This window comes from Streptomyces sp. SM11 (assembly GCF_002910905.1).
Taxonomy (GTDB): Bacteria; Actinomycetota; Actinomycetes; order Streptomycetales; family Streptomycetaceae; genus Streptomyces.
In genome coordinates this window covers 14,031-39,777 of the sequence record NZ_NEUE01000162.1, presented here as the reverse complement: position 1 = coordinate 39,777, position 25,747 = coordinate 14,031, and the positions used below count along the sequence as shown (strand labels likewise).

28 protein-coding genes, 1 tRNA gene and 1 riboswitch are annotated in these 25,747 nt (G+C 70.2%); of the genes, 19 read left to right on the top strand and 10 right to left on the bottom strand.

What is annotated here, in order from left to right; translation table 11 throughout:
• The first annotated feature begins 7 nt into the window (after positions 1–7).
• From B9S58_RS14475 to B9S58_RS14450, 6 genes are all read left to right on the top strand, one after another.
• Positions 8–1,006, top strand: a complete 999-nt coding sequence (locus B9S58_RS14475) for an ABC transporter substrate-binding protein (protein ID WP_103532515.1) — start codon at positions 8–10, stop codon at positions 1,004–1,006.
• Positions 1,003–2,043: an iron ABC transporter permease gene (locus B9S58_RS14470; RefSeq protein ID WP_103532514.1), complete on the top strand. Its 1,041-nt coding sequence runs from the start codon at positions 1,003–1,005 to the stop codon at positions 2,041–2,043. Before B9S58_RS14475 ends, B9S58_RS14470 begins: the two co-directional genes overlap by 4 nt.
• Positions 2,044–2,074: 31 nt before the next feature.
• Positions 2,075–2,872, top strand: a complete 798-nt coding sequence (locus tag B9S58_RS14465) for an ABC transporter ATP-binding protein (RefSeq protein ID WP_103532513.1) — start codon at positions 2,075–2,077, stop codon at positions 2,870–2,872.
• Positions 2,873–2,941: 69 nt separating this feature from the next.
• Positions 2,942–3,070, top strand: a complete 129-nt coding sequence (locus tag B9S58_RS39070) for a putative leader peptide (RefSeq protein WP_018958487.1) — start codon at positions 2,942–2,944, stop codon at positions 3,068–3,070.
• A 98-nt stretch (positions 3,071–3,168) separates the two neighbouring features.
• A complete protein-coding gene (locus B9S58_RS14455) occupies positions 3,169–3,456 on the top strand; it encodes a MoaD/ThiS family protein (protein ID WP_103532511.1) in 288 nt (95 codons plus the stop codon).
• A complete protein-coding gene (locus tag B9S58_RS14450) occupies positions 3,456–4,406 on the top strand; it encodes a PLP-dependent cysteine synthase family protein (RefSeq protein WP_097870012.1) in 951 nt (316 codons plus the stop codon). The genes B9S58_RS14455 and B9S58_RS14450 overlap by 1 nt, the downstream gene beginning before the upstream one ends.
• 138 nt (positions 4,407–4,544) lie before the next feature.
• Here the strand turns inward: B9S58_RS14450 and B9S58_RS14445 are convergent, their stop codons facing one another.
• Positions 4,545–5,066 (bottom strand): type II toxin-antitoxin system PemK/MazF family toxin, encoded by a 522-nt coding sequence (locus tag B9S58_RS14445; protein ID WP_103532510.1) that lies wholly within the window; start codon positions 5,064–5,066, stop codon positions 4,545–4,547.
• Positions 5,067–5,272: 206 nt separating this feature from the next.
• Between B9S58_RS14445 and B9S58_RS14440 the strand changes: the two genes are divergently transcribed.
• The gene (locus B9S58_RS14440; RefSeq protein ID WP_103532509.1) at positions 5,273–6,025 is read left to right on the top strand and encodes an MBL fold metallo-hydrolase; all 753 of its coding nucleotides are present in this window, start codon (positions 5,273–5,275) and stop codon (positions 6,023–6,025) included.
• Positions 6,026–6,314: 289 nt separating this feature from the next.
• On the opposite strand, the gene B9S58_RS14435 is transcribed toward B9S58_RS14440, so the two are convergent.
• Both B9S58_RS14435 and B9S58_RS14430 read right to left on the bottom strand, forming a co-directional pair.
• On the bottom strand, positions 6,315–7,577 hold the full coding sequence (locus B9S58_RS14435) for a PTS transporter subunit EIIC (protein WP_103532508.1): 1,263 nt from the start codon (positions 7,575–7,577) through the stop codon (positions 6,315–6,317).
• A gap of 279 nt (positions 7,578–7,856) precedes the next feature.
• On the bottom strand, positions 7,857–9,116 hold the full coding sequence (locus B9S58_RS14430) for a PTS transporter subunit EIIC (RefSeq protein ID WP_103532507.1): 1,260 nt from the start codon (positions 9,114–9,116) through the stop codon (positions 7,857–7,859).
• A 163-nt stretch (positions 9,117–9,279) separates the two neighbouring features.
• Here B9S58_RS14430 and B9S58_RS14425 point away from each other — a divergent pair, with 163 nt between their 5' ends.
• The 4 genes from B9S58_RS14425 (at position 9,280) to rdgB (ending at position 11,644) form a co-directional block, all read left to right on the top strand.
• Positions 9,280–9,570, top strand: coding sequence for a PTS glucose/sucrose transporter subunit IIB (locus B9S58_RS14425; protein ID WP_258044502.1), 291 nt, complete (start codon positions 9,280–9,282; stop codon positions 9,568–9,570).
• Positions 9,571–9,717: 147 nt separating this feature from the next.
• A complete protein-coding gene (gene rph / locus B9S58_RS14420; protein ID WP_103532505.1) occupies positions 9,718–10,455 on the top strand; it encodes a ribonuclease PH in 738 nt (245 codons plus the stop codon).
• Between the two features lie 123 nt (positions 10,456–10,578).
• A complete protein-coding gene (locus B9S58_RS14415) occupies positions 10,579–10,968 on the top strand; it encodes a hypothetical protein (protein ID WP_103532504.1) in 390 nt (129 codons plus the stop codon).
• Between the two features lie 73 nt (positions 10,969–11,041).
• Positions 11,042–11,644: an RdgB/HAM1 family non-canonical purine NTP pyrophosphatase gene (rdgB, locus tag B9S58_RS14410; protein WP_103532503.1), complete on the top strand. Its 603-nt coding sequence runs from the start codon at positions 11,042–11,044 to the stop codon at positions 11,642–11,644.
• 49 nt (positions 11,645–11,693) lie between these two features.
• Here rdgB and B9S58_RS14405 read toward each other — a convergent pair.
• From B9S58_RS14405 to bcp, 5 genes are all read right to left on the bottom strand, one after another.
• Positions 11,694–11,777 (bottom strand) — tRNA-Leu (locus B9S58_RS14405).
• A gap of 62 nt (positions 11,778–11,839) precedes the next feature.
• Positions 11,840–12,502, bottom strand: a complete 663-nt coding sequence (locus tag B9S58_RS14400) for an HNH endonuclease (protein ID WP_103532502.1) — start codon at positions 12,500–12,502, stop codon at positions 11,840–11,842.
• Positions 12,499–13,158 (bottom strand): HNH endonuclease signature motif containing protein, encoded by a 660-nt coding sequence (locus B9S58_RS14395; protein WP_103532501.1) that lies wholly within the window; start codon positions 13,156–13,158, stop codon positions 12,499–12,501. The genes B9S58_RS14400 and B9S58_RS14395 overlap by 4 nt, the downstream gene beginning before the upstream one ends.
• A gap of 116 nt (positions 13,159–13,274) precedes the next feature.
• Complete coding sequence (proP, locus tag B9S58_RS14390; protein WP_103532500.1) at positions 13,275–14,771, bottom strand: glycine betaine/L-proline transporter ProP; 1,497 nt, start codon at positions 14,769–14,771, stop codon at positions 13,275–13,277.
• Positions 14,772–14,952: 181 nt separating this feature from the next.
• Positions 14,953–15,420, bottom strand: coding sequence for a thioredoxin-dependent thiol peroxidase (bcp, locus tag B9S58_RS14385; protein WP_103532499.1), 468 nt, complete (start codon positions 15,418–15,420; stop codon positions 14,953–14,955).
• Positions 15,421–15,562: 142 nt separating this feature from the next.
• Between bcp and B9S58_RS14380 the strand changes: the two genes are divergently transcribed.
• From B9S58_RS14380 to B9S58_RS14370, 3 genes are all read left to right on the top strand, one after another.
• Positions 15,563–15,880: a DUF3618 domain-containing protein gene (locus B9S58_RS14380; protein WP_103532498.1), complete on the top strand. Its 318-nt coding sequence runs from the start codon at positions 15,563–15,565 to the stop codon at positions 15,878–15,880.
• Positions 15,881–15,962: 82 nt separating this feature from the next.
• Complete coding sequence (locus B9S58_RS14375) at positions 15,963–16,337, top strand: co-chaperone GroES (RefSeq protein ID WP_007450657.1); 375 nt, start codon at positions 15,963–15,965, stop codon at positions 16,335–16,337.
• Positions 16,338–16,395: 58 nt separating this feature from the next.
• A riboswitch (guanidine-III (ykkC-III) riboswitch) is annotated at positions 16,396–16,454 on the top strand.
• A gap of 37 nt (positions 16,455–16,491) precedes the next feature.
• Positions 16,492–16,812 (top strand): multidrug efflux SMR transporter, encoded by a 321-nt coding sequence (locus tag B9S58_RS14370; protein WP_018488630.1) that lies wholly within the window; start codon positions 16,492–16,494, stop codon positions 16,810–16,812.
• A 21-nt stretch (positions 16,813–16,833) separates the two neighbouring features.
• Here the strand turns inward: B9S58_RS14370 and B9S58_RS14365 are convergent, their stop codons facing one another.
• Positions 16,834–19,179, bottom strand: a complete 2,346-nt coding sequence (locus tag B9S58_RS14365) for a transglycosylase domain-containing protein (RefSeq protein ID WP_103532497.1) — start codon at positions 19,177–19,179, stop codon at positions 16,834–16,836.
• Positions 19,180–19,366: 187 nt separating this feature from the next.
• Between B9S58_RS14365 and B9S58_RS14360 the strand changes: the two genes are divergently transcribed.
• The 4 genes from B9S58_RS14360 to B9S58_RS14345 all read left to right on the top strand — a co-directional run bounded on the left by B9S58_RS14360 (position 19,367) and on the right by B9S58_RS14345 (position 22,936).
• On the top strand, positions 19,367–20,167 hold the full coding sequence (locus B9S58_RS14360; RefSeq protein WP_103532496.1) for an ABC-2 family transporter protein: 801 nt from the start codon (positions 19,367–19,369) through the stop codon (positions 20,165–20,167).
• Positions 20,160–21,044, top strand: coding sequence for an ABC transporter permease (locus B9S58_RS14355; RefSeq protein WP_103532495.1), 885 nt, complete (start codon positions 20,160–20,162; stop codon positions 21,042–21,044). Before B9S58_RS14360 ends, B9S58_RS14355 begins: the two co-directional genes overlap by 8 nt.
• 17 nt (positions 21,045–21,061) lie before the next feature.
• Positions 21,062–22,081 (top strand): ATP-binding cassette domain-containing protein, encoded by a 1,020-nt coding sequence (locus B9S58_RS14350; protein WP_258044499.1) that lies wholly within the window; start codon positions 21,062–21,064, stop codon positions 22,079–22,081.
• 135 nt (positions 22,082–22,216) lie between these two features.
• A complete protein-coding gene (locus tag B9S58_RS14345) occupies positions 22,217–22,936 on the top strand; it encodes a DUF1707 domain-containing protein (protein ID WP_103532493.1) in 720 nt (239 codons plus the stop codon).
• 97 nt (positions 22,937–23,033) lie between these two features.
• Here B9S58_RS14345 and B9S58_RS14340 read toward each other — a convergent pair whose 3' ends face one another.
• On the bottom strand, positions 23,034–24,047 hold the full coding sequence (locus B9S58_RS14340; protein WP_103532492.1) for an SGNH/GDSL hydrolase family protein: 1,014 nt from the start codon (positions 24,045–24,047) through the stop codon (positions 23,034–23,036).
• 142 nt (positions 24,048–24,189) lie between these two features.
• Here B9S58_RS14340 and B9S58_RS14335 point away from each other — a divergent pair, with 142 nt between their 5' ends.
• Complete coding sequence (locus tag B9S58_RS14335; protein ID WP_374935676.1) at positions 24,190–25,680, top strand: DUF445 domain-containing protein; 1,491 nt, start codon at positions 24,190–24,192, stop codon at positions 25,678–25,680.
• Positions 25,681–25,747 lie beyond the last annotated feature (67 nt).

Sequence of the window (25,747 nt, the reverse complement as noted above, 5' to 3'; positions counted from 1 at the left end):
CCCCGCCATGTCCCGGCGCACCCCCGCGCTCATAGCCGCCGCCGTGCTGCTCCCGCTCGCCCTCACCGCCTGCTCCACCCCACCGGACGGCGACGCCGCCACCGGGGACAAGGCCGCGGCGAAGAACGAGGGATTCCCCTACACCGTCAAGAACTGCGGTGTCACCACCACGTACCAGGCCCCGCCGAAGCGCGTGGTCACCATGAACCAGCACGTCACCGAGATCATGCTGGAACTGGGCCTGGCGAAGTCCCTCGTCGGCACCGCCTACCTCGACGACCAGGTCCTGCCGAAGTACGCGAAGGACTACGCCTCCGTCCCGGTCATCGCCAAGGAGTACCCCTCCTACGAGCAGGTCCTCGCCACCGACCCCGACTTCGTCTACGGCGGCTACAGCAGCGCCTTCGCCGCCGGCGACGGCCGCAGCCGCGAAGCGCTGAAGAAGTCCGGCATCGAGACCCGGCTCAACGCCGAGAGCTGCACCGAGGGCGACCAGCCCATGGACACCCTCTACGAGGAGGTCCGCGCGGTCGGCCGCACCTTCGGCGTCCCCGACCGCGCCGAGGCCTGGATCAAGCAGGCCAAGGCCGACAACGCCGCCACCGCGAAGAAGCTCGCCGGCCTGAAGCCCGTCTCCGTCTTCGTCTACGACAGCGGCGACAAGACCGCCTTCACCGCGGGCGGCGAGGGCATCGGCAACGAACTGATCGAGCGGGCCGGCGGCACCAACGTCTTCGCCGACCTCGACAAGCCCTTCGGCGACGCCTCCTGGGAGAACGTCGTCGCCCGGGGGCCCGAAGCCATCGTGATCTACGACTACGGCTCCACCACCGTCGAACAGAAGAAGAAGCGCCTCCTCACCGACCCGGCCCTCGCCGACGTCCCCGCCATCAAGAACAAGCGCTTCGCGGTCATGCCGCTCTCCGACGCGGTCCTCGGCGTCCGCGTCCCCGCCGCCGTCGACAAGCTCGCGGCCCAGCTCCACCCGGCGGCCACCACCCCGTGACCTGCCGCACCCCCGCACCGCGGCGGCCGCTCCGCTACACCCTGGTGCTCGGCGTCCTCGCCGCGCTCCTCGCCGCCGCCGTGCTCGCAGCCCTCGCCCTCGGCTCCGTCCGCATCCCGCCCGGCCAGGTCCTCGACATCCTGACCGGGCGGGCGGACGCGAGCCCCTTCCGCACGATCGTCCTGGACGTCCGGCTGCCCCGCGTGCTGCTCGGCATCGTCGTCGGCGCCGGACTCGCCGTCATCGGCACCGTCCTCCAGGCCCTCGTACGCAACCAGCTCGCCGACCCGTTCCTCCTCGGCGTCTCCTCCGGAGCCTCCACCGGCGCGGTCCTCGTGATCGTCCTCGGCATCGGAGCCACCCTCGCCACCACCGTCACGATCCCCGCCGCCGCCTTCGCCGGCGCGCTGCTCTCGCTGCTGCTCGTCTACTCCCTGGCGCGCGGCGGGGGCGGCCTCACCACCGGCCGGCTCGTCCTCGCCGGGATCGCCGTCTCCTACATCCTCTCCGCCCTCACCAGCCTGATCCTGGTCACCTCCGCCCGCGCCGACCACCTCCAGGAAGTCCTCTACTGGACCCTCGGCGGCCTCGGCGCGGCCCGCTGGGACATGCTCGCCCTCCCCACGGTCACCCTGGTCATCGGCACCGCCGTCCTCCTCACCCTGGCCCGGCCGCTCGACCTGCTCCTGGTGGGGGAGGAGGGCGCCACCGTCCTCGGCCTCGACACCGCCCGCTTCCGGGCCGCCGTCTTCGTCCTCGCCTCCCTCATGACCGGGGCGCTCGTCGCGTACAGCGGGGCGATCGGCTTCGTCGGCCTGATGGTCCCGCACATGGCCCGGATGGCCGTCGGCGCCGCGCACCGCGCGCTGCTCCCGGTCGTCGCCCTCGGCGGCGCGGTGTTCCTGGTCCTCGCCGACCTGGCAGCCCGGACACTCGCCGCCCCGCAGGACATCCCCGTCGGCGTCCTCACGGCCCTGACCGGCGGCCCTTTCTTCCTCTGGATGCTGCGCCGCAGGCCCGAAGGAGCCCCCGCATGACGACCGCACCCTTCCCCGAGAGGGCCCGCCCGTGACCACCCTGCGCACCGAGGGCCTCTCGTACGGCATCGGCGAGGGCCGCCACCTCGTCGACGCCGTCGATCTCACCGCCGCCGACGGTGAGACCGTCGGCCTCGTCGGCCCCAACGGCAGCGGCAAGACCACCCTCCTGCGCTGCGTCTACGGCACCCTGCGCCCCACCCACGGCCGTGTCCTCCTCGACGGCGACGACCTCGCCACCCTCCCCGTGAAGGCCCGCGCCCAGCGCATCGCCACCGTTCCGCAGGACGGCCACGCCGGTTTCGAGCTCACCGTCGGCCAGGTCGTCGCGATGGGCCGCGCCCCGCACAAGCGGTTCTGGGAACCCGACACCGCCGCCGACACCGCCCTGGTCGCCGACGCCCTCTCCCGGGTCGGCATCGCCGCGCTCGAACCCCGTACGTTCGCCTCCCTCTCCGGCGGCGAACGCCAGCGCGCCCTGGTCGCCCGTGCCCTGGTCCAGCAGCCCTCGCTCGTCGTCCTGGACGAGCCGACCAACCACCTGGACATCCGCTACCAGCTGGAGATCCTCTCCCTGGTCCGCGACCTCGGCACCACCAACCTCCTCGCCCTGCACGACCTCAACCTCGCCGCGTACTACTGCGACCGCCTCTACGTCCTCAAGGACGGCCGCGTCGTCGCCTCCGGCACCCCGGAAGAGGTCCTCACGGCCGAACTGCTGGGCGAGGTGTACGGCGTCGCCGCCGAAGTCAGTACCCATCCGAAGACCGGCGCACCCACGGTCGTCTACCTGCCGGAAGGGCTCACGCGTCCCGCGCTGTCCACATAGCGATCGCTCACCATCCAGAATGTGGGATGCCCCTCGGGTTTCCGCACAGGGAATCGATACGATGCCCGCATGGTTCCCCATGACGTGAGCAACAAGACGCCGGGCACGCTGCTCGTCGCGCGGCTGCACGTCGACCTGTGCAGGCTCGCCAGCGCGATCTGTCCCGCCCGCAGCCTGCCCGTGAGCCGCCCGGCCTGAGCCGCGGTCCGCGCGCCCACCCACACCCACCACCCCCTGCGCGGGGGCAGAAACGCGCGCCCCACGCCACCTCTCCGCATTCGACAGGAGCCCACGCCATGGCCATCGAGGTCCGCATCCCGACCATCCTCCGCACCTACACCGACGGCGCGAAGGCCGTCGAAGGCAACGGGGCCACCGTCGCCGACCTCTTCGCCGACCTGGAGAGCCGCCACACCGGCATCCGCGAGCGACTCGTCGACGGCGCGAACGGCGAACAGCTCCGCCGCTTCGTGAACGTCTACCTCAACGACGAGGACGTCCGCTTCCTCGACGGCATCAGCACCAAGCTCAGCGACGGCGACAACGTCACGATCCTCCCGGCCGTCGCCGGCGGCATGCGCTGATGCGGTACGACTCCCCGCTGGCGGCCGTGGGGAACACCCCCCTCGTCCGCCTCCCGCGACTGTCCCCGTCCGAGGACGTCCGTATCTGGGCCAAGCTGGAGGACCGCAACCCCACCGGCTCGATCAAGGACCGCCCGGCGCTCCACATGGTCGAACAGGCCGAGAAGGACGGCCGGCTGACACCCGGCTGCACCATCCTGGAGCCCACCAGCGGCAACACCGGCATCTCGCTCGCCATGGCGGCCAAGCTCAAGGGCTACCGCATCGTCTGCGTCATGCCGGAGAACACCTCCCAGGAACGGCGCGACCTGCTCGCCATGTGGGGAGCCGAGATCATCTCCTCCCCGGCCGCAGGCGGCTCCAACACCGCCGTCCGCGTCGCGAAGGAGCTGTCGGCCGAGCACCCGGACTGGGTGATGCTCTACCAGTACGGCAACCCGGACAACGCGGGCGCCCACTACGCCACCACCGGACCCGAGATCCTCACCGACCTCCCGTCCATCACCCACTTCGTGGCGGGCCTCGGCACCACCGGCACCCTCATGGGCGTCGGCCGCTACCTCCGCGAGAACCGCCCCGGCATCCGGATCGTCGCCGCCGAACCGCGCTACGACGACCTCGTCTACGGCCTCCGCAACCTCGACGAGGGCTTCGTCCCCGAGCTCTACGACGCCTCGGTCCTCACCACCCGCTTCTCCGTGGGCTCCGCCGACGCGGTCACCCGCACCCGCGAACTCCTCCAGCAGGAGGGCATCTTCGCCGGCGTCTCCACCGGCGCCGCGCTCCACGCGGCGATAGGCGTGGGCAACAAGGCGGTCAAGGCGGGGGAGAGCGCCGACATCGTCTTCGTCGTCGCGGACGGCGGCTGGAAGTACCTGTCGACGGGCGTCTACACGGCGGAGACCACGGAAGCGGCGATCGAAACGCTTCAGGGCCAGCTCTGGGCGTGAGCTTGCCCAGCCAGTCCGGCGTTCGAGGACATCCTTTCCAGCCTGGCCGGGCGCACGCTCAAGCCCGGTCCGGGCAACCCAGCCGGTCCGGCGCTTGAGGAGCGGGGCCCGGGGCAGCGCCCCGAAAGGGCCCCGCCCTCACCCCGCCCCCAACCCCCGCACCCGCTCCCAAACCCCCGGATCCACCGCCCCCACCCGCCGCCGGAACCCGGCGACCCGCACCTCCCGCAGCTCATCCGTCTCCAGGAAACTCTGCCGCCCCCGCTGATCCCCCACCGTCCCCGGGGGCAGCGCGATCACCCCGGGCCGCTCCTCGTGATGCTTGCTGGTGATCTTGGCGACGAGCGCCGTGCGCCCCCGGCCCCGCCCCCGTACCGAGATCACCAGACACGGCCGGTCCTTCGACCCGGGCCCGTCCTCGTACGGCACATCGGCCCACCACACCTCACCCGCCCGCGGCGTACGCCCGTCCCCAGGCCCTTCCGGGCCCGAAGGCCGCGACGGGCGAGACGGGCGGGACGGCGGCCGGGACGACCCCACCGGCTGCCGGGGCCGCCGCGAGCGGGGCCCGCGGTCCGAGCGCCCCCGCCCGTCCACCACCGCGGCGACGAGCGCGAGCAGAACCACGGCGACCAGCGCCACCCACCAGAACGTGTCCATCCACCGACCGTACCGGTGGGCGCGCTTCCATCGAACCGGTGACAGAGCAGGTGAGTTCCCCCACAACGGAGGGCAGCGGAGGAGCGACGCGGAGTTTCGCGCCTTACGCTCGACAAACCGCAGAACCCGTCCCGCAGGAACCGTACGAAGCTCCGGCGGAATCGCACGAACCCTCCCCGTTCCCACGTCTCGGAGGTTCACGCTCCATGAAGCTCACCGTCGTCGGCTGCTCCGGCTCGTTCCCGTCCACGGGTTCGGCATGCTCGAGCTACCTCGTAGAGGCCGACGGCTTCCGGCTGCTCCTCGACATGGGCAACGGCGCCCTCGGCGAGCTGCAGCGCCACGTCGGTCTCTACGACCTCGACGCGATCTTCCTCAGCCATCTGCACGCCGACCACTGCATCGACATGTGCGCGTATTTCGTCGTGCGCTACTACCGGCACGACGGCGCCCGCCCCGTCCCCCTCCCGGTCTACGGCCCCGGGGGCACCGAGCAGCGGCTGACCGCCGCCCACGGCGACACCCCCTCCGACCGGGCGATGAGCGAGGTCTTCGACTTCCACACCCTCTCGTCGGGAGCCTTCGAGATCGGCCCCTTCTCGGTCCGTACGGCGAAGCTCCGCCACCCCGTCGACACCTTCGGCATCCGGGTGGAGCACGGCGGCTCCGCCCTCGCCTACTCCGGCGACACGGGGACCTGCGATGCGCTGGAGGACCTCGCCCGGGACGCGGACCTGTTCCTCTGCGAGGCGTCGTTCGTCGACGGCAAGGAAGACATCCCCGACCTGCACCTCAACGGCCGAGAGGCCGGCGAGGCGGCGGCCCGCGCCGGAGCGCGCCGGCTCGTCCTCACCCACATCCCGCCGTGGACCGACGCCGACCGCAACGCCGCCGACGCCCGTGCGGTCTACCCGGGTCCGGTCGAACTGGCCGCCCCGGGAGCGGTGTACGAGTTCTGAGAGCAGGCCGCCGAGCCGTGGCCCGCGCTGCGAGACTCCCGGGATGATCACGATCAGACCCGCCCGGCAGGGCGATCTCGACGGCTTCCTGGCACTGGCGTCCCAGGTCGACCGGAGGGGGCGGTTCCCGCCAGATCTACCGCCTGCCCGTACCCGTATCCGTACGCCAGGTGTGACGCGACCTGCGGCAGGTACGACGAAGCCCCCGCCCCCGAAAGACATCTTCGGGAAACGGGGGCCGCGTCGTACGGGCGTGGCGGAGGCTTGGACCCACCGGCAATGGGGGGCCTTACTTCGCCTCGGCCTTCTGCAGCTCGGCGAGCTCCTCGTCCGACTCCCGGCCCGGGGTCGGGAGGTTGAACTTGGTGATCGCGAAGCGGAAGACCACGTAGTAGATCACCGCGAAGCAGAGGCCGACCAGGACCAGCATCCAGGGCTTCGACGCGATGCCGAGGTTCAGCAGGAAGTCGACCAGGCCGGCCGAGAAGCCGAAGCCGTCCTTCATGCCGAGCGCCCAGGTCAGAGCCATCGACACACCGGTCAGCACCGCGTGGATCGCGTACAGCACCGGGGCGATGAACATGAACGTGAACTCGATCGGCTCGGTCACACCGGTGACGAACGAGGTGAGCGCGAGGGAGAACATCATGCCGCCGACGACCTTGCGGCGCTCCGGGCGGGCACAGTGGACGATCGCGAGGCAGGCCGCCGGGAGGGCGAACATCATGATCGGGAAGAAGCCGGTCATGAACTGTCCGGCGTTCGGGTCACCGGCCAGGAAGCGGGCGATGTCACCGTGGGCGCCGTCGTACTCGCCGGCCTGGAACCACGGGAAGGAGTTCAGCAGGTGGTGCATGCCGACCGGGATCAGCGCACGGTTGGCGACACCGAAGATGCCCGCGCCGACCGCGCCGGAGCCGACCAGCCACTCGCCGAAGTTGTGCAGACCGGCGCCGAGGACCGGCCAGATCAGACCGAAGACGATACCGATGACCAGACCCGCGAAGGCGGAGAGGATCGGGACCAGGCGGCGGCCGCTGAAGAAGCCGGCCCAGTCGGGCAGCTTCGTCCGGTAGAACTTCTGGTACAGCAGGGCCACGACTATGCCCATGACGACACCGCCGAGGACACCGGCGTTGACGGGGGCGTCGACCATCACGATCTTGTCGTCGACCACGGTGGCGACCTTGGGCAGGTTGCCGTCCGTGAAGGTGGCGAGCACCTTCTGGAAGACGAGGTAGCCGGTGACGGCGGCCAGGGCCGTCGAGCCGTCCGACTTCTTCGCGAAGCCGATGGCGATACCGACGGCGAACAGCAGCGCCATGTTGTCGAGGATGGCGCCACCGCCCGCGGCCATGTAGCCGGCCAGCTTCGTGATGAAGGTCGGGAACGAGTCGCGGCCCAGCATGTCGCCGTTGCCGAGGCGGACCAGGAGTGCGGCGGCCGGCAGCACGGCGACCGGCAGCATGAGGCTGCGGCCGATGCGTTGCATGACGGCCATCACGCCGGCGCCCTTCTTCTTGGCCGCGGGTGCGGTCTCAGCCGTGGTCATCAACTTCCTCCATGGGACACGGTGCCGCCCAGATGGTGGATGCGGGGAGGCGGCGACTCGGCAGACGGCGGCAGACAGCCGTGGTCTGGACCACTCAGTGGTGTAGACCAGTTTTAGCACGGTGAGGGTTAGATAAGGAACCTGCAATTCCCTACTTATTCGCAGTAGCAGATCCGGCACGTTCGGTGACATGCTGAAGGCCCCCGGACCGATGGTCCGAGGGCCTTGCGCGAGCCCGGTGCGGCGGGCCCGGAAGCCCCGCCGTCCTGCTGCTCCCCGCTACTTGGTGAGGTCCTTCTCGATCTCCTTCTCGATCTCCTCCGGTTCACGCCCCGGTGTCTTGAGGTCGAACTTGGTGATCGCGAAGCGGAAGACCACGTAGTAGATCACCGCGAAGCACGCGCCGATCGGGATGATCAGCCAGGGTTTCGTATCCAGATGCCAGTTGACGACGTAGTCGATCAACCCGGCCGAGAAGCTGAATCCCGCATGCACTCCGAGCAGCCAGGTGATGCCCATCGAGGCCCCGGTGAGCACCGCGTGCACGCCGTACAGCAGCGGTGCGACGAACATGAACGAGAACTCGATCGGCTCGGTCACACCGGTGACGAACGAGGTCAGTGCCACCGAGACCATCAGGCCCGCCACTTCCTTGCGGCGCTCGGGCCGCGCGGTGTGGGTGATGGCCAGGGCCGCGGCGGGCAGCCCGAACATCATGATCGGGAAGAAGCCCGAGGTGAACTGGCCGGCCGTCGGGTCCTCGGCGAAGAACCGGGAGATGTCCCCCTGGACGGTCGCGCCGTCGGCCCCGGTGAACTCACCCGCCTGGAACCAGAAGAACGTGTTCAGGAACTGATGCATGCCGATCGGGATCAGCAGCCGGTTTGCGAAACCGAAGATCGCCGCGCCCCACGAGCCGAGATCGATCAGCTGCTTGGAGAACCAGGTCAGTCCGTCACCCACCGGCTGCCACAGCAGCCCGAACAGGACGCCGAGGATCACGCAGAGGAACGCCATCAGGATCGGCACCAGGCGCCGGCCGTTGAAGAAGCCGAGCCAGTCCACCAGCTTGGTCCGGTGGAACCGCTGCCAGACCACGGCGGTCAGCAGGCCGATGAGGATGCCGCCGAGGACGCCGGGGTTCTGCGGTTCCCCGTCCGGCGTCTCCTCCGTCACGGTGCCGTCCATCGGGAAGGCGGTCAGTACGCCGCGGTAGACCAGGAAGCCCACCACGGCCGCCAGCGCGGTGGAGCCGTCCGCCTTCTTCGCGAAACCGATCGCGACCCCGATACAGAACAGCAGCGGCAGACCGAGTTGGCCGTCGAGGATCGCGGTGCCGCCGTTGAGCAGTACCTTGGAGGTCTTGTCCCAGAACGCGCCGTCGAGGTAGGAACTGAACAGGTTGCCGAGGCTGACGAGCAGACCGGCGGCGGGAAGGACGGCCACCGGGAGCTGAAGACTCCGCCCGACCTTCTGCAGGCCCTGGACCGGTCCGTTCCACCATTTTTGCTGCGGTGCCGCAGCGGCGCTCGAACTCATGGGCGTCCTCCCGGAACACTTCACGTTTGGCGGTCGTTGCAAACTGGTGTAGACCAGTTGCGTCACGGTCCGGGGTCCGTCCCGAAGGCAGGGCGCCGGTGATCGTCATCTTTCGGGATTGTCCGGTTGCCTGCCCGTGAAGTTGGGCCAACCGTGCGTTACCGTGACGAAACGGACCCGCAGCGGGCGGCCGTCTGCGCGCGAAACCAGGGAGAAGGACATGGCCACCAAGGCTGAGAAGATCGTCGCCGGGCTCGGCGGTATCGACAACATCGACGAGATCGAAGGCTGCATCACCCGCCTTCGCACCGAGGTCCACGACGCCAGCAAGGTCGACGAAGCCGCCCTCAAGGCCGCCGGCGCCCACGGCGTCGTCAAGATGGGCACCGCGATCCAGGTCGTCATCGGCACCGACGCGGACCCCATCGCCGCCGACATCGAAGACATGATGTGACCGGCTGACCCCACGCCGGACACGGCACGGCCCCGTCCACCGGTGGACGGGGCCGTGCCGTGCCCGGACGGCTCCGGGTACGCGGCCCACCACGGCGCCCACCGCACCCGAACGGAGCCACCCCCGCCAGCGGATAAGGTCGGACCCATGTCTCGCATCGACGGCCGCACCCCCGAACAGCTCCGCCCCGTCACCATCGAACGCGGCTGGAGCAAGCACGCCGAGGGCTCAGTCCTCATCTCCTTCGGCGACACCAAAGTCTTCTGCACCGCCTCCGTCACCGAAGGCGTCCCGCGCTGGCGCAAGGGCAGCGGCGAAGGCTGGGTCACCGCCGAGTACTCCATGCTGCCCCGCTCCACCAACACCCGCGGCGACCGCGAAGCCGTCCGCGGCAAGATCGGCGGACGCACCCACGAGATCAGCCGCCTGATCGGCCGCTCCCTGCGCGCCGTCATCGACTACAAGGCACTCGGCGAGAACACCATCGTCCTGGACTGCGACGTCCTCCAGGCCGACGGCGGCACCCGTACCGCCGCCATCACCGGCGCCTACGTCGCCCTCGCCGACGCCGTCACCTGGGCCCAGGGCAAGAAGATCGTCAAGGCCGGCCGCAAGCCGCTCACCGACACCGTCGCCGCCATCAGCGTCGGCATCGTCGACGGCACCCCGCTCCTCGACCTCTGCTACGAGGAGGACGTCCGCGCCGAGACCGACATGAACGTCGTCTGCACCGGCGACGGCCGCTTCGTCGAGGTCCAGGGCACCGCCGAGGGCGCACCCTTCGACCGCAAGGAACTCGGCGCCCTCCTCGACCTCGCCACCGCCGGCTGCGTCGACCTCGCCGCACTCCAGCTCGACGCACTCGCCAGCACCCAGGACGCTTAGCGACCCACCCTCCCCGGGTAAAGAAGCAACCAAATACGCACCACACAGCGTCGTTACGGATACGGACGCACGGGTCGAACCGTGCGTCCGTCCACGTATCGACCCCCGGGGAGGGACCGCACCATGGCTTCGCGCCGCCACCAACGCCTCGCACTCGCCACCGCCGCCACCCTGCTGACGCTGACCACGGCCGTGGGCTGCGCCGGCCTCGACAAGGCGCTCGACTGCGTCCGCACCGCCGACGCCATCGCCACCAGCGTCGGCAACCTCCAGCAGGCGGTCTCCAACGCCTCCGAGGACGTCACCCAGGCCTCCGAGTCGCTGGACGAGATCGACCGCGAGCTGAAGAAGCTCGACGACACCACGGACGACGCCGACCTCTCCAAGGCCGTCGACGACCTCCAGGCCGGCGTCACCAGCGTCCGCAGGTCCATCGAGGGCGGCGACGCCACCCCCGACATCACCCCGGTGACGGACGCGGCGACGGAGATCGGCAAGGTCTGCAGCCCGTAGTACGCGGGCGCGGGGTGAGCCGGAGGCGCGACCGGCCCACCCCGCCCGACACCCCTGCGGCGATAATCGCCCCATGAAGCGCCTGATCCTCGCTACCCGCAACGCCGGGAAAATCACCGAACTCCACGCCATCCTCGCCGACGCGGGACTCGACCTCGACCTCGTCGGCGCGGACGCGTACCCCGACATCCCCGACGTCAGGGAAACCGGCGTCACCTTCGCCGAGAACGCGCTCCTCAAGGCCCACGCCCTGGCCCGCGCCACCGGCCTCCCCGCCGTCGCCGACGACTCCGGCCTCTGCGTGGACGTCCTCGGCGGCGCCCCCGGCATCCTCTCGGCCCGCTGGTCCGGCACCCACGGCGACGACCAGGCCAACCTGAACCTGCTCCTGGCCCAGCTCGGCGACATCGCCGACGAACACCGCGGCGCCCACTTCGCCTGCGCCGCGGCCCTGGCCCTCCCCGACGGCACGGAACGCGTGGTCGAGGGCCACCTGAAAGGCACCCTGCGCCACACCCCGTCCGGTACGAACGGCTTCGGCTACGACCCGATCCTCCAGCCGGAGGGGGAGACCCGCACGTGCGCGGAGCTGACCCCGGCGGAGAAGAACGCGATCAGCCACCGGGGGAAGGCGTTCCGGGCGTTGGTGCCGGTGGTGGGGGAGTTGGTGGGGTGAGGAGTGGAGAAAGGGCCGTCCCGATCGGGACGGCCCTTTCTCGTGGGCGTGCGGCCGGTGGGATTCGAACCCACACAGGATTTCTCCCAGATGCCCCTAAAACACCCGCCGATACCAGTTTGGCCACGGCCGCGCAGCAGATCTCAGCTTACTGCCCTCTGCGATGGGAGTGTGGGGGGTATGCGGGAGAGAGTCTCAGGGCTTCGCGACGCCGCCTCCTCTGCACCAGGTGCGGGTCACCGCATGGCAGTTCGGGCACAGGAGCTGGAGATTCTCCCTGCGGTCGTCGCTCCAGTCACCGTTGATGTGATCTACCTCCAGCGTCATGGGTCTGCCCATCCAGACAGCGGGGGTTCCGCACCCGGCGCACTCCTCCGCGAGGCCGACTTCCCGGAGCGCCCGGCGCAACAGCGCCGTTTTCGTGCGGCGTCTGCCCTCGTGTTTCACCAGGATCTGTTCAGCGGTCCTGAGAGAGGTGGGCCCGGCGTGCCCTCGCTGGTGTCCTTGCCCCAGAAAGTGCGAGGTGGTGAGTCCGTCTGCGGCGATCCACGTGCGTAAGTGCTGCCGTTGGCTTGTGGTGTCCGCCCGGCCCAGTCGCCTGAGGGTGTCTGCGATGGAAACGGCAGCGGCGACGACCTCTGCGAGTTCTGCGGTGGAGGGGCGATCTCCGGCTCTGCGGTAGGCGCGCCGTGAAAAGTGGGACACGTCGATCCCGAAATGCTTGAAGCGAGCGAACAGGTAGCGGCTGAGCCTGCCGTAGGGGCGGGTACCCAGAAAGGCAATGACCTCTTCGATGTCGGCGCACTGGCGGGCTGCCTCGGCCAGCCGCTCCCGTGTGTAGCCACTGCGGGGGCTCATCGGGCCTCACCCCGGGCCGGGATGCGACGCCCCTTGCCACGGCCGCGATACGTGTCGGTCGTCGAGTGGCAGTTGGGGCAGAGAAGCCGAAGGTTCTGTGGTTGATTGTTCCGCCAGTTGCCGTCGATGTGATCGACCTCAAGTGGCAGCGGCCGGTCCCGCCATGTCCGCCCTGTGCCGCAGAGGGCGCACCGTTCGGTGGCGCCCAGCGCGATCATGGCCCGCTTGAGCTGCTCGCCGGGTATGCGGCGTGCGAGGTTCTGACTCTGGTCGACCAGCAGTTCCTCCGGACGCCGACGACGTACGGCGCCGGTCCTCGCCGGTGCCGAGAAGTGCGACGTGTCGATCCCCAGAGCCTTCACGCGGCGGCTGATGTGGGTGTGCTGGCCGCCGACCACCTCAAGCCCGAGGCGCCGCAGCACTTCGCACATGGTGGTCGAAGACGCGACCGCCGCCTGAAGCACTTCCTCCGTCCAGCGCACGCCTTCTCTCTCGAAGTGGCGAGTGTCCACGCCGAGTTTCCGCATGCGATCGAGCAGGTACCGCCGCGTCGAACTCTTCGGATCCACCCCCAGTTTCGTCAGCGCCTCCGAGAGTGTCCGCGACGACAAGGCCGCCTCTGCCAGCCGCTCACGCGTGTACGGGCTGTTCCCCATGCAGTTCCCCCTCCGTCTCCGGCCGCCCGTTCGCAGCCTCGTACGGAGTAACGAACCGTTTATCGGATGGTCACGTCCGAAATCCGGATGGGGCACACAAGCCTGAAGGGAGCGGCTCAGAACTTCGGCTCCGGCGCCTGCGCCTGCACCAGTTCCGCCGCCTCCTCCTCCGTCTCGACCGACGGCGGGGAGCCGATCAGCGGCTTCTGGGCGGTCTCCTTCATGCAGGCGACCGCGATCACGCCGACCAGGGCCGCCGCCATCGCGTAGTACGCGGGCATCAGGTTGGAGCCGGTCCAGCTGATCAGGGCCGTGATCACCAGCGGGGTCGTGCCGCCGAAGAGCGACGCGGAGAGGTTGTAGCCGACCGACAGGGACCCGTAGCGGACGTTCGTCGGGAACAGGGCCGGCAGCGCCGCCGACATCGTGCCGAGCATGCAGACCAGGGAGAGGCCCAGCAGCAGCATGCCGACCGTGATCGGGAGGATGCCGTCCACCCGGATGAGGAGGAACGCCGGGAGCGAGAGGAGGAGGAAGCCCAGCATCCCGGTCATCAGCAGCGGCTTGCGGCCGAAGTGGTCGGAGGCCCTGCCGATCTGGCTGATGATCGTCATCAGGAACAGCATCACCGCCAGCAGGATCAGCAGGCCGTGCGTCTCGCTGTAGCCGAGCTCGTCGGAGAGGTACGTCGGCATGTACGACAGCAGCATGTAGTCGGTGATGTTGTACGCCCCGACCAGGCAGATGCAGAGGATCAGCGTCCGCCAGTGCTGCCGGAAGATCTTCGCGAGGTCGCCCTTGGCCGTGGACTCGACGCCGTCCGCCGCCTCGCTCGCGTGCGCGGTGCCGCCCTCCAGTTTCTGGAAGGCCGGGGTCTCGTCCAGGCGCAGTCGCAGGTAGAGGCCGACCAGGCCGAGCGGGCCCGCGACGAGGAACGGGATCCTCCACCCCCAGGTTTCCATCTGCGCGTCGGTCAGGAGGGCGTACAGGGCCGTTACGAGGCCCGCCGCGCCGACGTAGCCGGCCAGGGTGCCGAACTCCAGGAAGCTGCCGAAGAAGCCGCGCCGCTTGTCGGGGGCGTACTCGGCGATGAACGTCGAGGCGCCGCCGTACTCGCCGCCCGTGGAGAAGCCCTGGAGCATCCGGAAGAAGATCAGCAGGACCGCGGCCCAGACGCCGATCGTGTCGTGCGAGGGGATCAGGCCGATCGCGAAGGTGCCGACCGCCATCAGGATCATCGTCAGCGCGAGGACCTTCTTGCGGCCGACCTTGTCGCCCATCGGGCCGAAGAACATGCCGCCGAGCGGCCGTACGAGGAAGGCCACCGCGAAGGTCGCGAACGAGGAGAGGAGCTGGGTGGTTTCGTTCCCGGACGGGAAGAACACCTGTCCGATCGTCACGGCCAGGTAGGAGTAGATCCCGAAGTCGAACCACTCCATGGCGTTACCCAGCGAGGCGGCCTTCACGGCCCGCTTGACCGCGGCGTCGTCCGTGACCGTGATGTCCGTCCGGCGCAGCCGGGGATTCCGCCGTTTTCGGATGGCCCGGAAGAGCGTGGGGTGGCGTTTGACCGCTGCGGGGTCGGCCGCCTGGTGGGGGTCGGGGGCCGCCATGGCTGGGTCCTTTCCTCGGAGTGTCTATCCAGGAAAGGCTTCTGCGCAGTCATGGCGGTCGCAAACCGACTTCGTGGGCCGATGCGATCTCCCTCACAGGATCTTGACACGTTCTCCGGCCGGTCGCCGGTCGGAATCGTGTGGGGGCGCCCGGGGCCGGAGCCCGGGCGCCGGGTGGGTGTCAGATGCCCAGATCTCTGATGATCTTCGCTACATGGCCGGTCGCCTTCACGTTGTAGAACGCGTGCTCGACCTTGCCGTCCTCGTCGACGACGACGGTGGAACGGATCACGCCCGTCACCACTTTGCCGTAGAGCTTCTTCTCGCCGAAGGCGCCGTACGCCTCCAGAGTTTCCTTGGCCGGGTCGCCCACCAGGGTGACCTTGAGGTTCTCCGTGTCGCGGAACTTCGCGAGCTTCTCCGGCTTGTCGGGGGAGACGCCGATGACGTCGTACCCGGCGCTCGCCAGGAGGTCGAGGTTGTCCGTGAAGTCGCAGGCCTGCTTGGTGCATCCGGGGGTTAGAGCGGCCGGGTAGAAGTACACGATGACCTTGCGGCCCTTGTGGTCCGCGAGCGACACCTCGTTGCCGTCGGCGGCGGGAAGGGTGAAGGCGGGAGCGGTGTCGCCGGGCTTCAGTCGCTCGCTCATGTGGTTCTCCTCGGGTGGTGCGCGGGTCGGACGGGTCCGAGGGTAATAGGGGTGCCGCCGGGTGCGCGGGGGTTCGAGCTGACAGACTGTCGACGAAGGCCCAGACGAAGGTTTACCGGACGACGACCACGGAGGCGGCGCAGTGTCGGATGCCAGGACCCCTGCGCAGATCGAGGCGGACATCATCAGCAGGCGCGAGCAGCTCGCTGTGGTGCTCGACGAGATCGGGGTGCGGGTACACCCGAAGACGATCATCACGGACGCCAAGGCGAAGGCGGCCGAGTCCGTGGACCGGACGGCCGGCCGTGCTTTCGTCGCGGTGAACCGTTCGGTGTCGCAGGTGAAGGCGCGGTTCGTCGCGGAGGACGGTTCTCCGCGGCTGGAGCGGGTGATTCCCGCGGCGTTGCTGGTGGTCGGCGTGGTGGGGCTGCTCACCGTGTCCAGGCGCCGCCGTACGTGACCGGGGCGGTGACCGGTCCGCGTCCGGAGGTGTTCCGCACCCGGAGGCGGACGGTCCCGGGTCCGGCAGGTAGGTTGCGGGCGTGAGCGACAACACCCACGAGGGCCATCGCGGCGCCACCGGCTCCGCCGACGACGACAAGCTGCCCATCCGGATGCTGCACGACCGGGTGCTGGTGCGGAACGACGCGTCCGAGGGCGAGCGGCGTTCCGGCGGCGGCATCCTGATCCCGGCGACGGCCGCGGTGGGCCGGCGCCTGGCCTGGGCCGTCGTCGTCGCGGTCGGGCAGAACGTGCGGACGGTGGAGCCCGGTGACCGGGTGCTGTACGACCCCGAGGACCGTGCCGAGGTCGAGGTGCGTGGCGTGGCGTACGTCCTGATGCGGGAGCGTGATCTGCACGCGGTGGCCGCCGACCGGTTCGAGGGTTCGGTGGATTCGACCGGGCTGTATCTGTAGGACCGATGGCTGTTCAGGGCCTGGTGACCGGTGTCACCAGGCCCTTTCCCCGTTTTTTGCTACGGTGGGACCACCCCGACGAGACGCGCCGTACCGGGCCTGCAAAGACGACGCACCCGTTCTGTTCACGTGGTTGTCGTCGGAGGTGCCAGTCATGGCGTGGGTTCTGTTGATCATTGCCGGTCTGCTCGAAGTGGGCTGGTCGATCGGGATGAAGTACACCGAGGGGTTCACGCGGCTGTGGCCGAGCGTGTTCACCGGCCTCGGGATCGTGGCGAGCATGGTGCTGCTGTCGCATGCGGCGAAGACGCTGCCGATCGGTACGGCGTACGGCGTGTGGGTCGGTATCGGCGCGGCCGGTGCGGCGATCCTGGGCATGGTCGTGCTGAACGAGCCGGTGACCGCCGCCCGGATCTTCTTCGTCTGTCTGCTGCTGGTGGCCGTGGTCGGGCTGAAGGCGACCTCCGGGCACTGAGGTCGTGGGGCCGGAGGTCGGTCACACCGGTCGGTCGCCGGGGAAGCCGGGGCCGCGGGCACCCTCGGTGAAGCCCCCGTCGCCCCCTCCGCTTTCGCCCCCTCCGCTTTCGTCTCCTCCGCCGGTGTCTCCGGTGCTCCCTGTTTCTCCTGAGCCGCCGGTGGCACCGGTGTCTCCGCTTGTTCCGGTTGTTCCCCCGCCGCCGGCGTCCGTCCCGTCGGTCGTTCCGTCGGTGGGTGTGGTGGTGGGGCCGGACGAGGAGGACGGGTCCGTGCTCCCGTCGGGGTTCTCGTCGACCAGGGGTTCGTCCTCCTCGTCGGAGCCCGGGGCCGTCTCCAGGTCGAACTCCTTGGCCGGGGAGGAGCGCAGCGCCGCTTCCGTATAGGCGGCCCAGGTCTCGGCGGGGGCGCCGCCGCCGTTGACGCGGGGCAGGCCGAGGGCTCCGTACAGCGGGGTCTGGGCGCCGGTGTCCGGGTTCTGGCCCATTACGGCGACGACGGTCACGAGGTCCGGGGTGTATCCGGCGAACCAGGCGGCCCGGTCCTCCTCCGCGGTGCCGGTCTTGCCCACGGCGGGGCGGCCCACCGCCTGGGCCGCCGTGCCGGTGCCGCCCTCCACGACGCTGCGCAGCACGGCGGTGGTGGTGTCGGCGGCCTCGCGGCTGACGGCCTGGTCGGTCGTGCGCTCGGGCAGCTCGACCTCCGTACCGTCCTTGGTGATCGTGCCGACGAGGACGTGACGGCCGTGCCGGCCGTGGTCGGCGAGGGTGGCGTACGCCTCGGCCATGTCCAGGACGCTGGCGTTGGCGGGGCCGAGCGCGATGGAGGGGGAGGCGGTGAGGTCGGGGGTGTCGGTGGGGATGCCGAGGGCGACCGCGGTGTCCCGGACCTTCTGGGGGCCGACGTCCTGGGCCATCTGTGCGTAGACGGAGTTGACGGACTTGTCGGTGGCGGTCCGCACGGTGATGTCGCCGTAGTCGACGTCGTCCTCGTTGGCGGGGGCGTAGCCGGTGGGGCCCTGTGGGCCGACGACCATGCGTTTGTCGGTGCCGTCGTAGACGGTGTTGGGCGTGATGCGCCGGCCGTCCTGCGTGGTGGAGTCGTTGACGAGGGCGGAGGTGAGGACGAACGGTTTGAAGACGGAGCCGACCTGGTAGTCGCGGCGGGTCACGTTGCTGACGTACTGCTTCGTGTAGTCGATGCCGCCGTACAGGGCGACGACCTCGCCGGTGTCGGGGACGATCGAGGCCCCGCCGACGCGGACGTTGCGGTCGGCCTCGCGGTCGGCGCTGGTCCTGGCCGTCACGTTGGTGTCGACGGCCTTGACGAAGGCGTTCTGCTTGGCCTTGTCGAGCGTGGTGGTGATGCGGTAGCCGCCGGTGGCGAGGGTCTTCTCGTCGAGGATGCCGCGCCGGTCCAGGTAGTCCTCGACGGCCTTCACGATGTAGCCGCGCTGGCCGGAGAGCCCGGTCGACGGTTTGGCTTCGCCGGGGGTGGGGAACTGTGTCGTCGCCCGTTCGGCGGCGTCGAGCCAGTCCTCCTTGACCATGCCGTCCAGAACGTAGTTCCAGCGGTGCAGGGCGGCGGGTTTGTTGTCGGGTCGGGCGGCGACGTCGTAGGCGCTGGGGGCGTTGAGGAGGGAGGCGAGGTACGCGCCCTCGGAGGTGGTGAGGTCCTCGACGTTCTTGCTGTAGTACGCCTGGGCGGCGGCCTGGATTCCGTAGGCGTTGCGCCCGAAGTAGCTGGTGTTGAGGTACCCCTCCAAGATCTGGTCCTTGGTCTCCTCACGGTTGAGCTTGACCGCGATGAAGAACTCCTTGGCCTTGCGCAGGACGGTCCGTTCCTGGCCGAGGTAGTAGTTCTTCACGTACTGCTGGGTGATCGTCGAGCCGCCCTGTTTGCCCTTGCCGGTGACGGTGTTCCAGCCGGCCCGGACCATCGCCTTCACGTCCACGGCGTGTTCGGAGTAGAAGTCCCGGTCCTCGGCGGCCAGCACCGCGTGCTGGACGGACACCGGGACCTGGGAGAGCCTGACCTTCTGGCGGTTCACGTCGCCGTCACGGGCGATGACGCTGCCGTCGTTGTAGAGGTAGACGTTGGACTGGGCGGTGGCCGCGGTGTTGGCGGCGGGGATGTCGACGAACTGGTATCCGGCGAAGAACCCGCCGATGAGGAGGAGGCCCAGGCCCAGCACGGTGCCCAGGGTCATCCGCCAGGTGGGGATGGCGCGCCGCCACCCGGTGCGCCGGGCCCGCTGCTTCTTCCCGTTCTTCCCGTTCTTCCCGGGTGGTTCCCCCCGGTCGCCGCCGGGTTCGGCCGCCGCGCCCGAGGGGTCGCGGGGGGCCCAGTGCTGTGACTCGTCGCTCATGTCCGTGGGGCTCCTCGGGCGTGGTCAGTTCTCCCATAGTGCCCGTTTTGCCGGTAAACCTATGGTTCTCTCCGGTTCGTTCCTTCTTCCGGTCGCCCTCTAATGCGTTCGCGGTGGCCGTCACGTGTGCACTAAGCTCGTGCGCTTTGGTGTCGGGAGCCGGTGGAGGCGGGGGAGAGGGGACGGCGTGCGGCTCTATGCGGTGGTGGCGGGGGGTGCGTTCCGGCGCTATGCCACCTACCGGACGGCTACGGCCGCGGGGGTGTTCACCAACACGGTCTTCGGTTTCATCATGGCGTACACCTACACCGCCCTGTGGGACGCGCGTCCGCAGCTCGGCGGCTACGACACGTCCCAGGCGCTGACCTACGTCTGGCTCGGGCAGGCTCTGCTGATGGCCTGCGCCATGATGGGCGGCGGTTTCGAGGACGAGCTGACGGAGCGGATCCGGACGGGTGACATCGCCGTCGATCTGTACCGTCCCGCCGATCTCCAGCTGTGGTGGCTGGCGGGGGACCTGGGCCGGGCGGCGTTCCATCTGCTGGGCCGGGGGATCGTACCGATGCTCGTGGGGGCGCTCGCCTTCGATCTGGCGATCCCCACCTCGCTGTGGACCTGGCCGGCCTTCTTCGTCTCGGTGTTCCTTGGCGTGGTGGTGAGTTTCGCGGTGCGCTATCTGGTCGCGCTGTCGACGTTCTGGCTGATGGACGGGGCGGGCGCGATGCAGATCGTGTCGCTGGCCGGGCTGTTCTTCTCCGGGATGCTGCTGCCGCTCAATCTGTTCCCCGGGCTGCTCGGCGAGGTGGCGCGGGCACTGCCGTGGTCCTCGCTGCTCCAGGTCCCGGCCGATGTGTTCCTCGGCAAGCACACGGGGTGGGGGCTGGTGGAGGCGTACGCGTTCCAGGGCGGCTGGGCGGTGGCGCTGCTGCTGGCGGGCCGGCTGTTGCAGACGGCGGCGACCAGGAGGGTGGTGGTGCAGGGTGGCTGACACGTTGGTGGTGCGGACCGGCGGGGAACAGGCCCCGGAACCGGGTGGTTTCGCGTTCGAGGAGCGGCCCCGGCTGCTGGAGGGCGTCCGGGCGTACGGGCTGATCATGGCGATGTGGGTGCGCTCGACGATGGCGTACCGGGCCTCGTTCGCCATGACGGCGTTCGGGAACCTCGCGGTGACGGCCTTCGACTTCGTGACGATCCTGCTGATGTTCTCGCACGTCGACGCGCTGGGCGGCTACTCGCTGCCGGAGATCGCCCTGCTGTACGGGGTGTCGGCCACCGCGTTCGGGCTGAGCGACCTGCTGCTGGGTTCGATGGACCGGGTGGGCCGCCGGATCCGGGACGGGACACTCGACACCCTGCTGGTGCGGCCGGTGCCGGTGCTGGCGCAGGTCGCGGCGGACCGGTTCGCGCTGCGCCGGCTGGGGCGGATCACGCAGGGGCTGCTGGTGCTCGGCTACGCGCTCGTCTCGCTGGACATCGCGTGGACGCCGTTGAAGGTGCTGATGCTGCCGATGATGGTGGTGAGCGGGGCGGCGATCTTCGGGGCGGTCTTCATCGCGGGGGCGGCGTTCCAGTTCGTGGCGCAGGACGCCTCGGAGGTGCAGAACTCCTTCACGTACGGCGGGACGACGCTGCTCCAGTACCCGCCCACGATCTTCGCGAAGGACCTCGTGCGCGGGGTGACGTTCGTGGTGCCGCTGGCCTTCGTCAGCTGGCTTCCCGCGCTGTACGTGCTCGGCCGGGAGTATCCGGTCGGCCTTCCGCAGTGGGTGGCGTTCCTGCCGCCGCTGGTGGCGGCAGCCTGCTGGGCGGCGGCGGGCCTCGCGTGGCGGGCGGGGCTGCGGACGTACCGGAGCACGGGCAGTTGAGGAAACGGGAGTCGGACATGTCGGATGGGTTTACGCAGGAGGATACGGGCATGGGCGACGGCGGCTTCATCTCCCTCGACGGCGTCGAGAAGGTCTTCCAGGTCCGCCGCCGGACCGGCCTGCTGCGCCGCGTGCGCCGCGAGGTGCGGGCGGTGGACGGGATCAGCTTCCGGGTCGCTCGGGGCGAGATGGTCGGCTACATCGGACCGAACGGGGCCGGGAAGTCGACGACGATCAAGATGCTGACGGGCATCCTCACTCCGAGCGGCGGCCGGCTGCGCGTCGCGGGCATCGATCCTTCGCGCGAACGTACGCGCCTGGCGCACCGTATCGGCGTGGTCTTCGGCCAGCGGACGACGCTCTGGTGGGACCTGCCGCTGCGCGACTCGTACCGGCTGATGCACCGCATGTACCGCATCCCCGACCGGCGTTACCGGGAGAACCTGGACCGCTGCACCGAACTCCTCGACCTGGGCGACCTGTTGGACGTCCCCGTACGGCAGCTCTCGCTGGGGCAGCGGATGCGCGGCGACATCGCGGCGGCGCTGCTGCACGATCCGGAGGTGCTGTACCTGGACGAGCCGACGATCGGTCTGGATGTGATCTCCAAGGCCAAGGTGCGGCAGTTCCTGAAGGAGTTGAACGCCGAGCTCGGGACGACGGTCCTGCTGACGACGCACGACCTCACCGACATCGAGCAGCTGTGCGGTCGGGTGATGGTGATCGACCACGGCCGTCTGATGTACGACGGTTCGCCGGCGGGCCTCCACGAGGTGGGGGAGAGCCGGCGCATGCTGGTGGTGGACCTGGAGAGCGAACTCCCTCCGATCGTGCTGGAGCCGCGGGGGGCGGAAGGGGGACCGGCCGTGCGGGCGGTGAAGGTGGAGGGCCCGCGCCAGTGGCTGGAGTTCCCCGCCGCCGCTTCGGCGGCCCCGCTGGTGGCGCGGATCGCCGCGGACTACCCGCTGGTCGACCTGTCGGTGCGGGAGCCGGACATCGAGGACGTGATCGCGAGGATGTACGAGTCCGCGCCGTGACGGGCGTGACAGGCGCGGCGGGCCCTCTCCCCGGGACCCTCCCGGGGCGGCGCGCGCAGGTCGTGGGCCTGCAGGTCTGTGCCGGGAACGGCTGCGTTCAATAGGCTGCGCGGTATGACAAGTGAACGTCCTGAAATGCGTGCCTCCGATGCCGAGCGTGAGCGGATCGCGGAACTGCTGCGCGAGGCCGTGGCCGAGGGCCGACTGGATATGGACGAGTTCGACCAGCGCCTCGAAACGACTTACAAGGCCCGTACGCACGGGGAGTTGGAGCCGCTCGTCCAGGATCTTCCGGCACCGGGATCGGCGGTCGCTCCGGTGGGCTCGTCCGCGCCCGCCCCGCTGCGGGGCTCCGCCGCGAACTGGCCCGCGAGGATCGGCGGCAACGCCACCTCGAAGGGGGCGTTCGCCCTGTGGGGCGGCTTCAACCGGAAGGGCCGCTGGACGGTGGGCCGGATGTTCACCGCGTTCGCGATGTGGGGCGGCGGTGAGATCGATCTGCGCGAGGCGAACTTCGAGGGACGCGAGACCGTCATCCGCTGCGTCACCATCATGGGCGGCATCCATGTGACCGCGCCGCCGGAACTGAACGTCGATGTCAGAGGTATCGGCATCATGGGCGGCTTCGGGGAGGGCTCCAACGAGGAGGGCGAGCCGGCCCCGGACGCCCCTTACGTGCGGATCACCGGCTTCGCCCTGATGGGCGGCGTCGGTGTGGACCGCAAGCGGACGAAGGCGGAGCGCCGTCGGCTGAAGGAGGGGAAGGAGGCGAAGGAGGCGGAGCTGGAGGCGCGCCGCCGGCGCGGGCTGGAGGGCCCGGACAGCGGGGCGGCCGGCGGCCGCAAGGAGCTCTGAGGGGCCGGCCGCGAGGAACTCCGAGGGGCCGGGCCGGGGCGGTGCGGGGCGCGGCCTCCTGCCCTCGCCGGTACGTACGTGTGCCTCCTCAGCCTCCTCACAGCGCGTCGGAACGGGGCGTGCGGGCCCGGTCCAGGGACGTCAGGTCCAGCCGGTCGCCGAGCGCGCGGTACCCGTCGTCGTTGAGGTGCAGGTGGTCGCCGGAGTCGTACGGGGCGAGGATCCGGTTCGGCGCGGCGGGGTCGCGTACCGCCGCGTCGAAGTCGACGTACGTGTCGAAGACCGTGCCCGCCCGGATCTGCTCGTTGACCGCATGCCGTACGGCGTCGCGCTCGGGCGTCCAGGTGCGGAAGCCCTCGAACGGGGTCAGCGTCGCGCCGACGACCGTGAGTCCGCGGGCGTGCGCCCGGTCGGTGAGGGCGCGCAGGCCGTCCACGATGCGCTGGGGGTCGGTTTCCTGGGGGGACTGCTGCAGGTCGTTGATGCCGAGCGCCACGACGACGGTCCGGGCTCCGGCGACCGACAGGGCGTCGCGGTCGAGCCGGTCGGTGCCCGACGGGCCTCCGGTGCCGCGGCCGATGCCCGCGACCCGGTTGCCCGAGATGCCCGCGTTGGCGACTCCGTACCGGCCGCCCAGCCGGTCGGCGAGGACGTCGGGCCAGCGGGCGTTGGCGTCGGTGGTGGAGCCGCTGCCCGCGGTCAGGGAGTCCCCGAAGGCGACGACCGCGCCGAGCGCCTGCTCGCTGCGGACGTCCACGGCGGTCAGATAGCGCCAGTGGGTGGTGCTCCAGGTGCCGCGTTCGTCGATCAGGTACGAGGTCTGGTGGGTGCGGGGGTGGTAGGTGACGGGTCCGCCCGCCTGCGGGGTGCGGAAGCTGACCTGGAGGTCGGAGTCGGGGGCGACGGGCACCACGACCGGGTCGCTGATGACCCGTCCGCCCGAGGCGGCGGGGTCGACCGGGTTACGGGCGGCCGCCTGGGTCTCGGCGGGCGGGAGCGGTGCCGACCGGGGGCCGGAGAGCAGCGTCGTGCCGAAGGCGAGGGCGGTGGCGAGCACGGCGGTGCCCGCCATCAGGGCGATGAGCAGGGCATACCCCTGGCGCCTGGGCATGTGCGGTGGTTCTCCTTGTGATGATCGTGCTGGTCCCATGATGCGACAGGCCGTCGGGAACTCGACGTGCGGCCCGGGAGTAGGGGAGGTAGGGACAATGCGTACGTCACGGGGGCGAGGCGTACGCGGACGGGTGGAGCGGATGGAACGGACCGGATCCGGCGAGCAGGGGCAGGACGAGGACGGGGGCGGGGACGCGGTGCGGAAGTCGGAGCAGTCGCAGGAGCCGTCGCGGGAACCCTCGGAGCGGACGGTGGAGCTGGAGGCCGGCCCCGGGCCGGGAGCGGGGCCGGAGCCGGGGCAGGGCCCGGGAGCGGAGCGGATCCCCGGGGGATCCGGGATGCCGCCGCGCGCCGCGGGCCCGCTGGCCTCGTTCGCGTACACCGCCGCCGACGAGGAGAAGCAGCGCGGCGTACGGCGCATGAAACTCACGGCCACCGGCCTCCTTCTGCTCGTCGCGGTCGTCTACGTCCTGGCCACCTGGGCGAAGAACTCAGGTGTGGGGGGCTGGCCGGGCTACGTCGCGGCGGCTGCCGAGGCGGGGATGGTGGGTGCGCTGGCGGACTGGTTCGCCGTCACGGCGCTCTTCCGGCGCCCGCTCGGCCTGCCGATTCCGCATACAGCCATCATCCCGAACAAGAAGGATCAGTTGGGACAGTCCCTCGGTTCCTTCGTCGGAGAGAACTTTCTCTCCGGAGACGTCATTCGTGACCGGATTCACGGTCTGGGGGTCGGCCGGAGGCTCGGAGTGTGGCTCGCGGAGCCGGCCCACGCCGACCGGGTCACCGCCGAGCTGGCGACGGCCCTGCGCGGTGCGCTGACGGTCCTCCGGGACTCCGACGTGCAGGCGGTGGTCGGCGAGGCCATCACCCGGCGCGCGGACGCGGCGGAGGTCGGCCCGAGCCTCGGCAAGATGCTGGAGAAGGTCGTCACGGACGGCGGCCACCGCAAGGTCGTCGACCTCGTCTGCGTACGGGCGCACGACTGGCTGGTGGAGCACGGCGACTCGGTGATGAACGCGGTGCAGGGCGGGGCCCCCGGCTGGACCCCGCGGTTCGTGGACAAGCGGGTGGGGGAGCGGGTCTACAAGGAACTGCTGCGGTTCGTCACGGAGATGCGGGACATGCCGGAGCACCCGGCGCGCGGCTCCATCGACACGTTCCTGAACGACTTCGCGGCCGACCTCCAGAGCGACGCCGACACCCGGGCCCGCGTGGAGCGGCTGAAGTCGGAGATCCTGGGCCGCGGCGAGGTCCAGGACGTCATCGCCTCGGCCTGGTCCTCCGTCCGCACGATGATCCTCTCGGCGGCGGAGGACGAGCGCAGCGAACTGCGGCTGCGGGCACGCGCCTCGCTGATGTCGCTGGGAGCGCGGCTGGCGAGCGACGAGCGGCTCCAGGGCAAGCTGGACGGCTGGCTGGAGGACGCGGCGGTGTACGTCGTGACGACGTACCGCGCGGAGATCACCTCGCTGATCAGCGAGACGGTCGCGAGCTGGGACGCGGACCAGACCTCGAAGAAGATCGAGGCGCACATCGGCCGCGACCTCCAGTTCATCCGGATCAACGGCACGGTGGTCGGCGCGCTGGCGGGCCTGGCGATCTACACGGTGTCGCACGCGCTGAGCGGCTGAGTCGCACGTACGCGCCGGGCGGCGTGCCCCGTCGGCGTGCCCCCGCCGGCCGGGAGGCGGGCTCCTC

Coding starts and splice junctions, on each gene's coding strand:
- B9S58_RS14445 (WP_103532510.1), bottom strand. CDS start 5,066: ATGGACACGTTCTGGTGGGTGGCGCTGGTCGCCGTGGTTCTGCTCGCG.
- B9S58_RS14475 (WP_103532515.1), top strand. CDS start 8: ATGTCCCGGCGCACCCCCGCGCTCATAGCCGCCGCCGTGCTGCTCCCG.
- B9S58_RS14430 (WP_103532507.1), bottom strand. CDS start 9,116: ATGAGTTCGAGCGCCGCTGCGGCACCGCAGCAAAAATGGTGGAACGGA.
- B9S58_RS14345 (WP_103532493.1), top strand. CDS start 22,217: ATGCGTGCCTCCGATGCCGAGCGTGAGCGGATCGCGGAACTGCTGCGC.
- B9S58_RS14365 (WP_103532497.1), bottom strand. CDS start 19,179: ATGAGCGACGAGTCACAGCACTGGGCCCCCCGCGACCCCTCGGGCGCG.
- B9S58_RS14340 (WP_103532492.1), bottom strand. CDS start 24,047: ATGCCCAGGCGCCAGGGGTATGCCCTGCTCATCGCCCTGATGGCGGGC.
- bcp (WP_103532499.1), bottom strand. CDS start 15,420: ATGAGCGAGCGACTGAAGCCCGGCGACACCGCTCCCGCCTTCACCCTT.
- B9S58_RS14400 (WP_103532502.1), bottom strand. CDS start 12,502: ATGAGCCCCCGCAGTGGCTACACACGGGAGCGGCTGGCCGAGGCAGCC.
- proP (WP_103532500.1), bottom strand. CDS start 14,771: ATGGCGGCCCCCGACCCCCACCAGGCGGCCGACCCCGCAGCGGTCAAA.
- B9S58_RS14435 (WP_103532508.1), bottom strand. CDS start 7,577: ATGACCACGGCTGAGACCGCACCCGCGGCCAAGAAGAAGGGCGCCGGC.
- B9S58_RS14455 (WP_103532511.1), top strand. CDS start 3,169: ATGGCCATCGAGGTCCGCATCCCGACCATCCTCCGCACCTACACCGAC.
- B9S58_RS14350 (WP_258044499.1), top strand. CDS start 21,062: ATGTCGGATGGGTTTACGCAGGAGGATACGGGCATGGGCGACGGCGGC.
- B9S58_RS14395 (WP_103532501.1), bottom strand. CDS start 13,158: ATGGGGAACAGCCCGTACACGCGTGAGCGGCTGGCAGAGGCGGCCTTG.
- B9S58_RS14370 (WP_018488630.1), top strand. CDS start 16,492: ATGGCGTGGGTTCTGTTGATCATTGCCGGTCTGCTCGAAGTGGGCTGG.
- rph (WP_103532505.1), top strand. CDS start 9,718: ATGTCTCGCATCGACGGCCGCACCCCCGAACAGCTCCGCCCCGTCACC.
- B9S58_RS14450 (WP_097870012.1), top strand. CDS start 3,456: ATGCGGTACGACTCCCCGCTGGCGGCCGTGGGGAACACCCCCCTCGTC.
- B9S58_RS14335 (WP_374935676.1), top strand. CDS start 24,190: ATGGAACGGACCGGATCCGGCGAGCAGGGGCAGGACGAGGACGGGGGC.
- rdgB (WP_103532503.1), top strand. CDS start 11,042: ATGAAGCGCCTGATCCTCGCTACCCGCAACGCCGGGAAAATCACCGAA.
- B9S58_RS14440 (WP_103532509.1), top strand. CDS start 5,273: ATGAAGCTCACCGTCGTCGGCTGCTCCGGCTCGTTCCCGTCCACGGGT.
- B9S58_RS39070 (WP_018958487.1), top strand. CDS start 2,942: ATGGTTCCCCATGACGTGAGCAACAAGACGCCGGGCACGCTGCTCGTC.
- B9S58_RS14415 (WP_103532504.1), top strand. CDS start 10,579: ATGGCTTCGCGCCGCCACCAACGCCTCGCACTCGCCACCGCCGCCACC.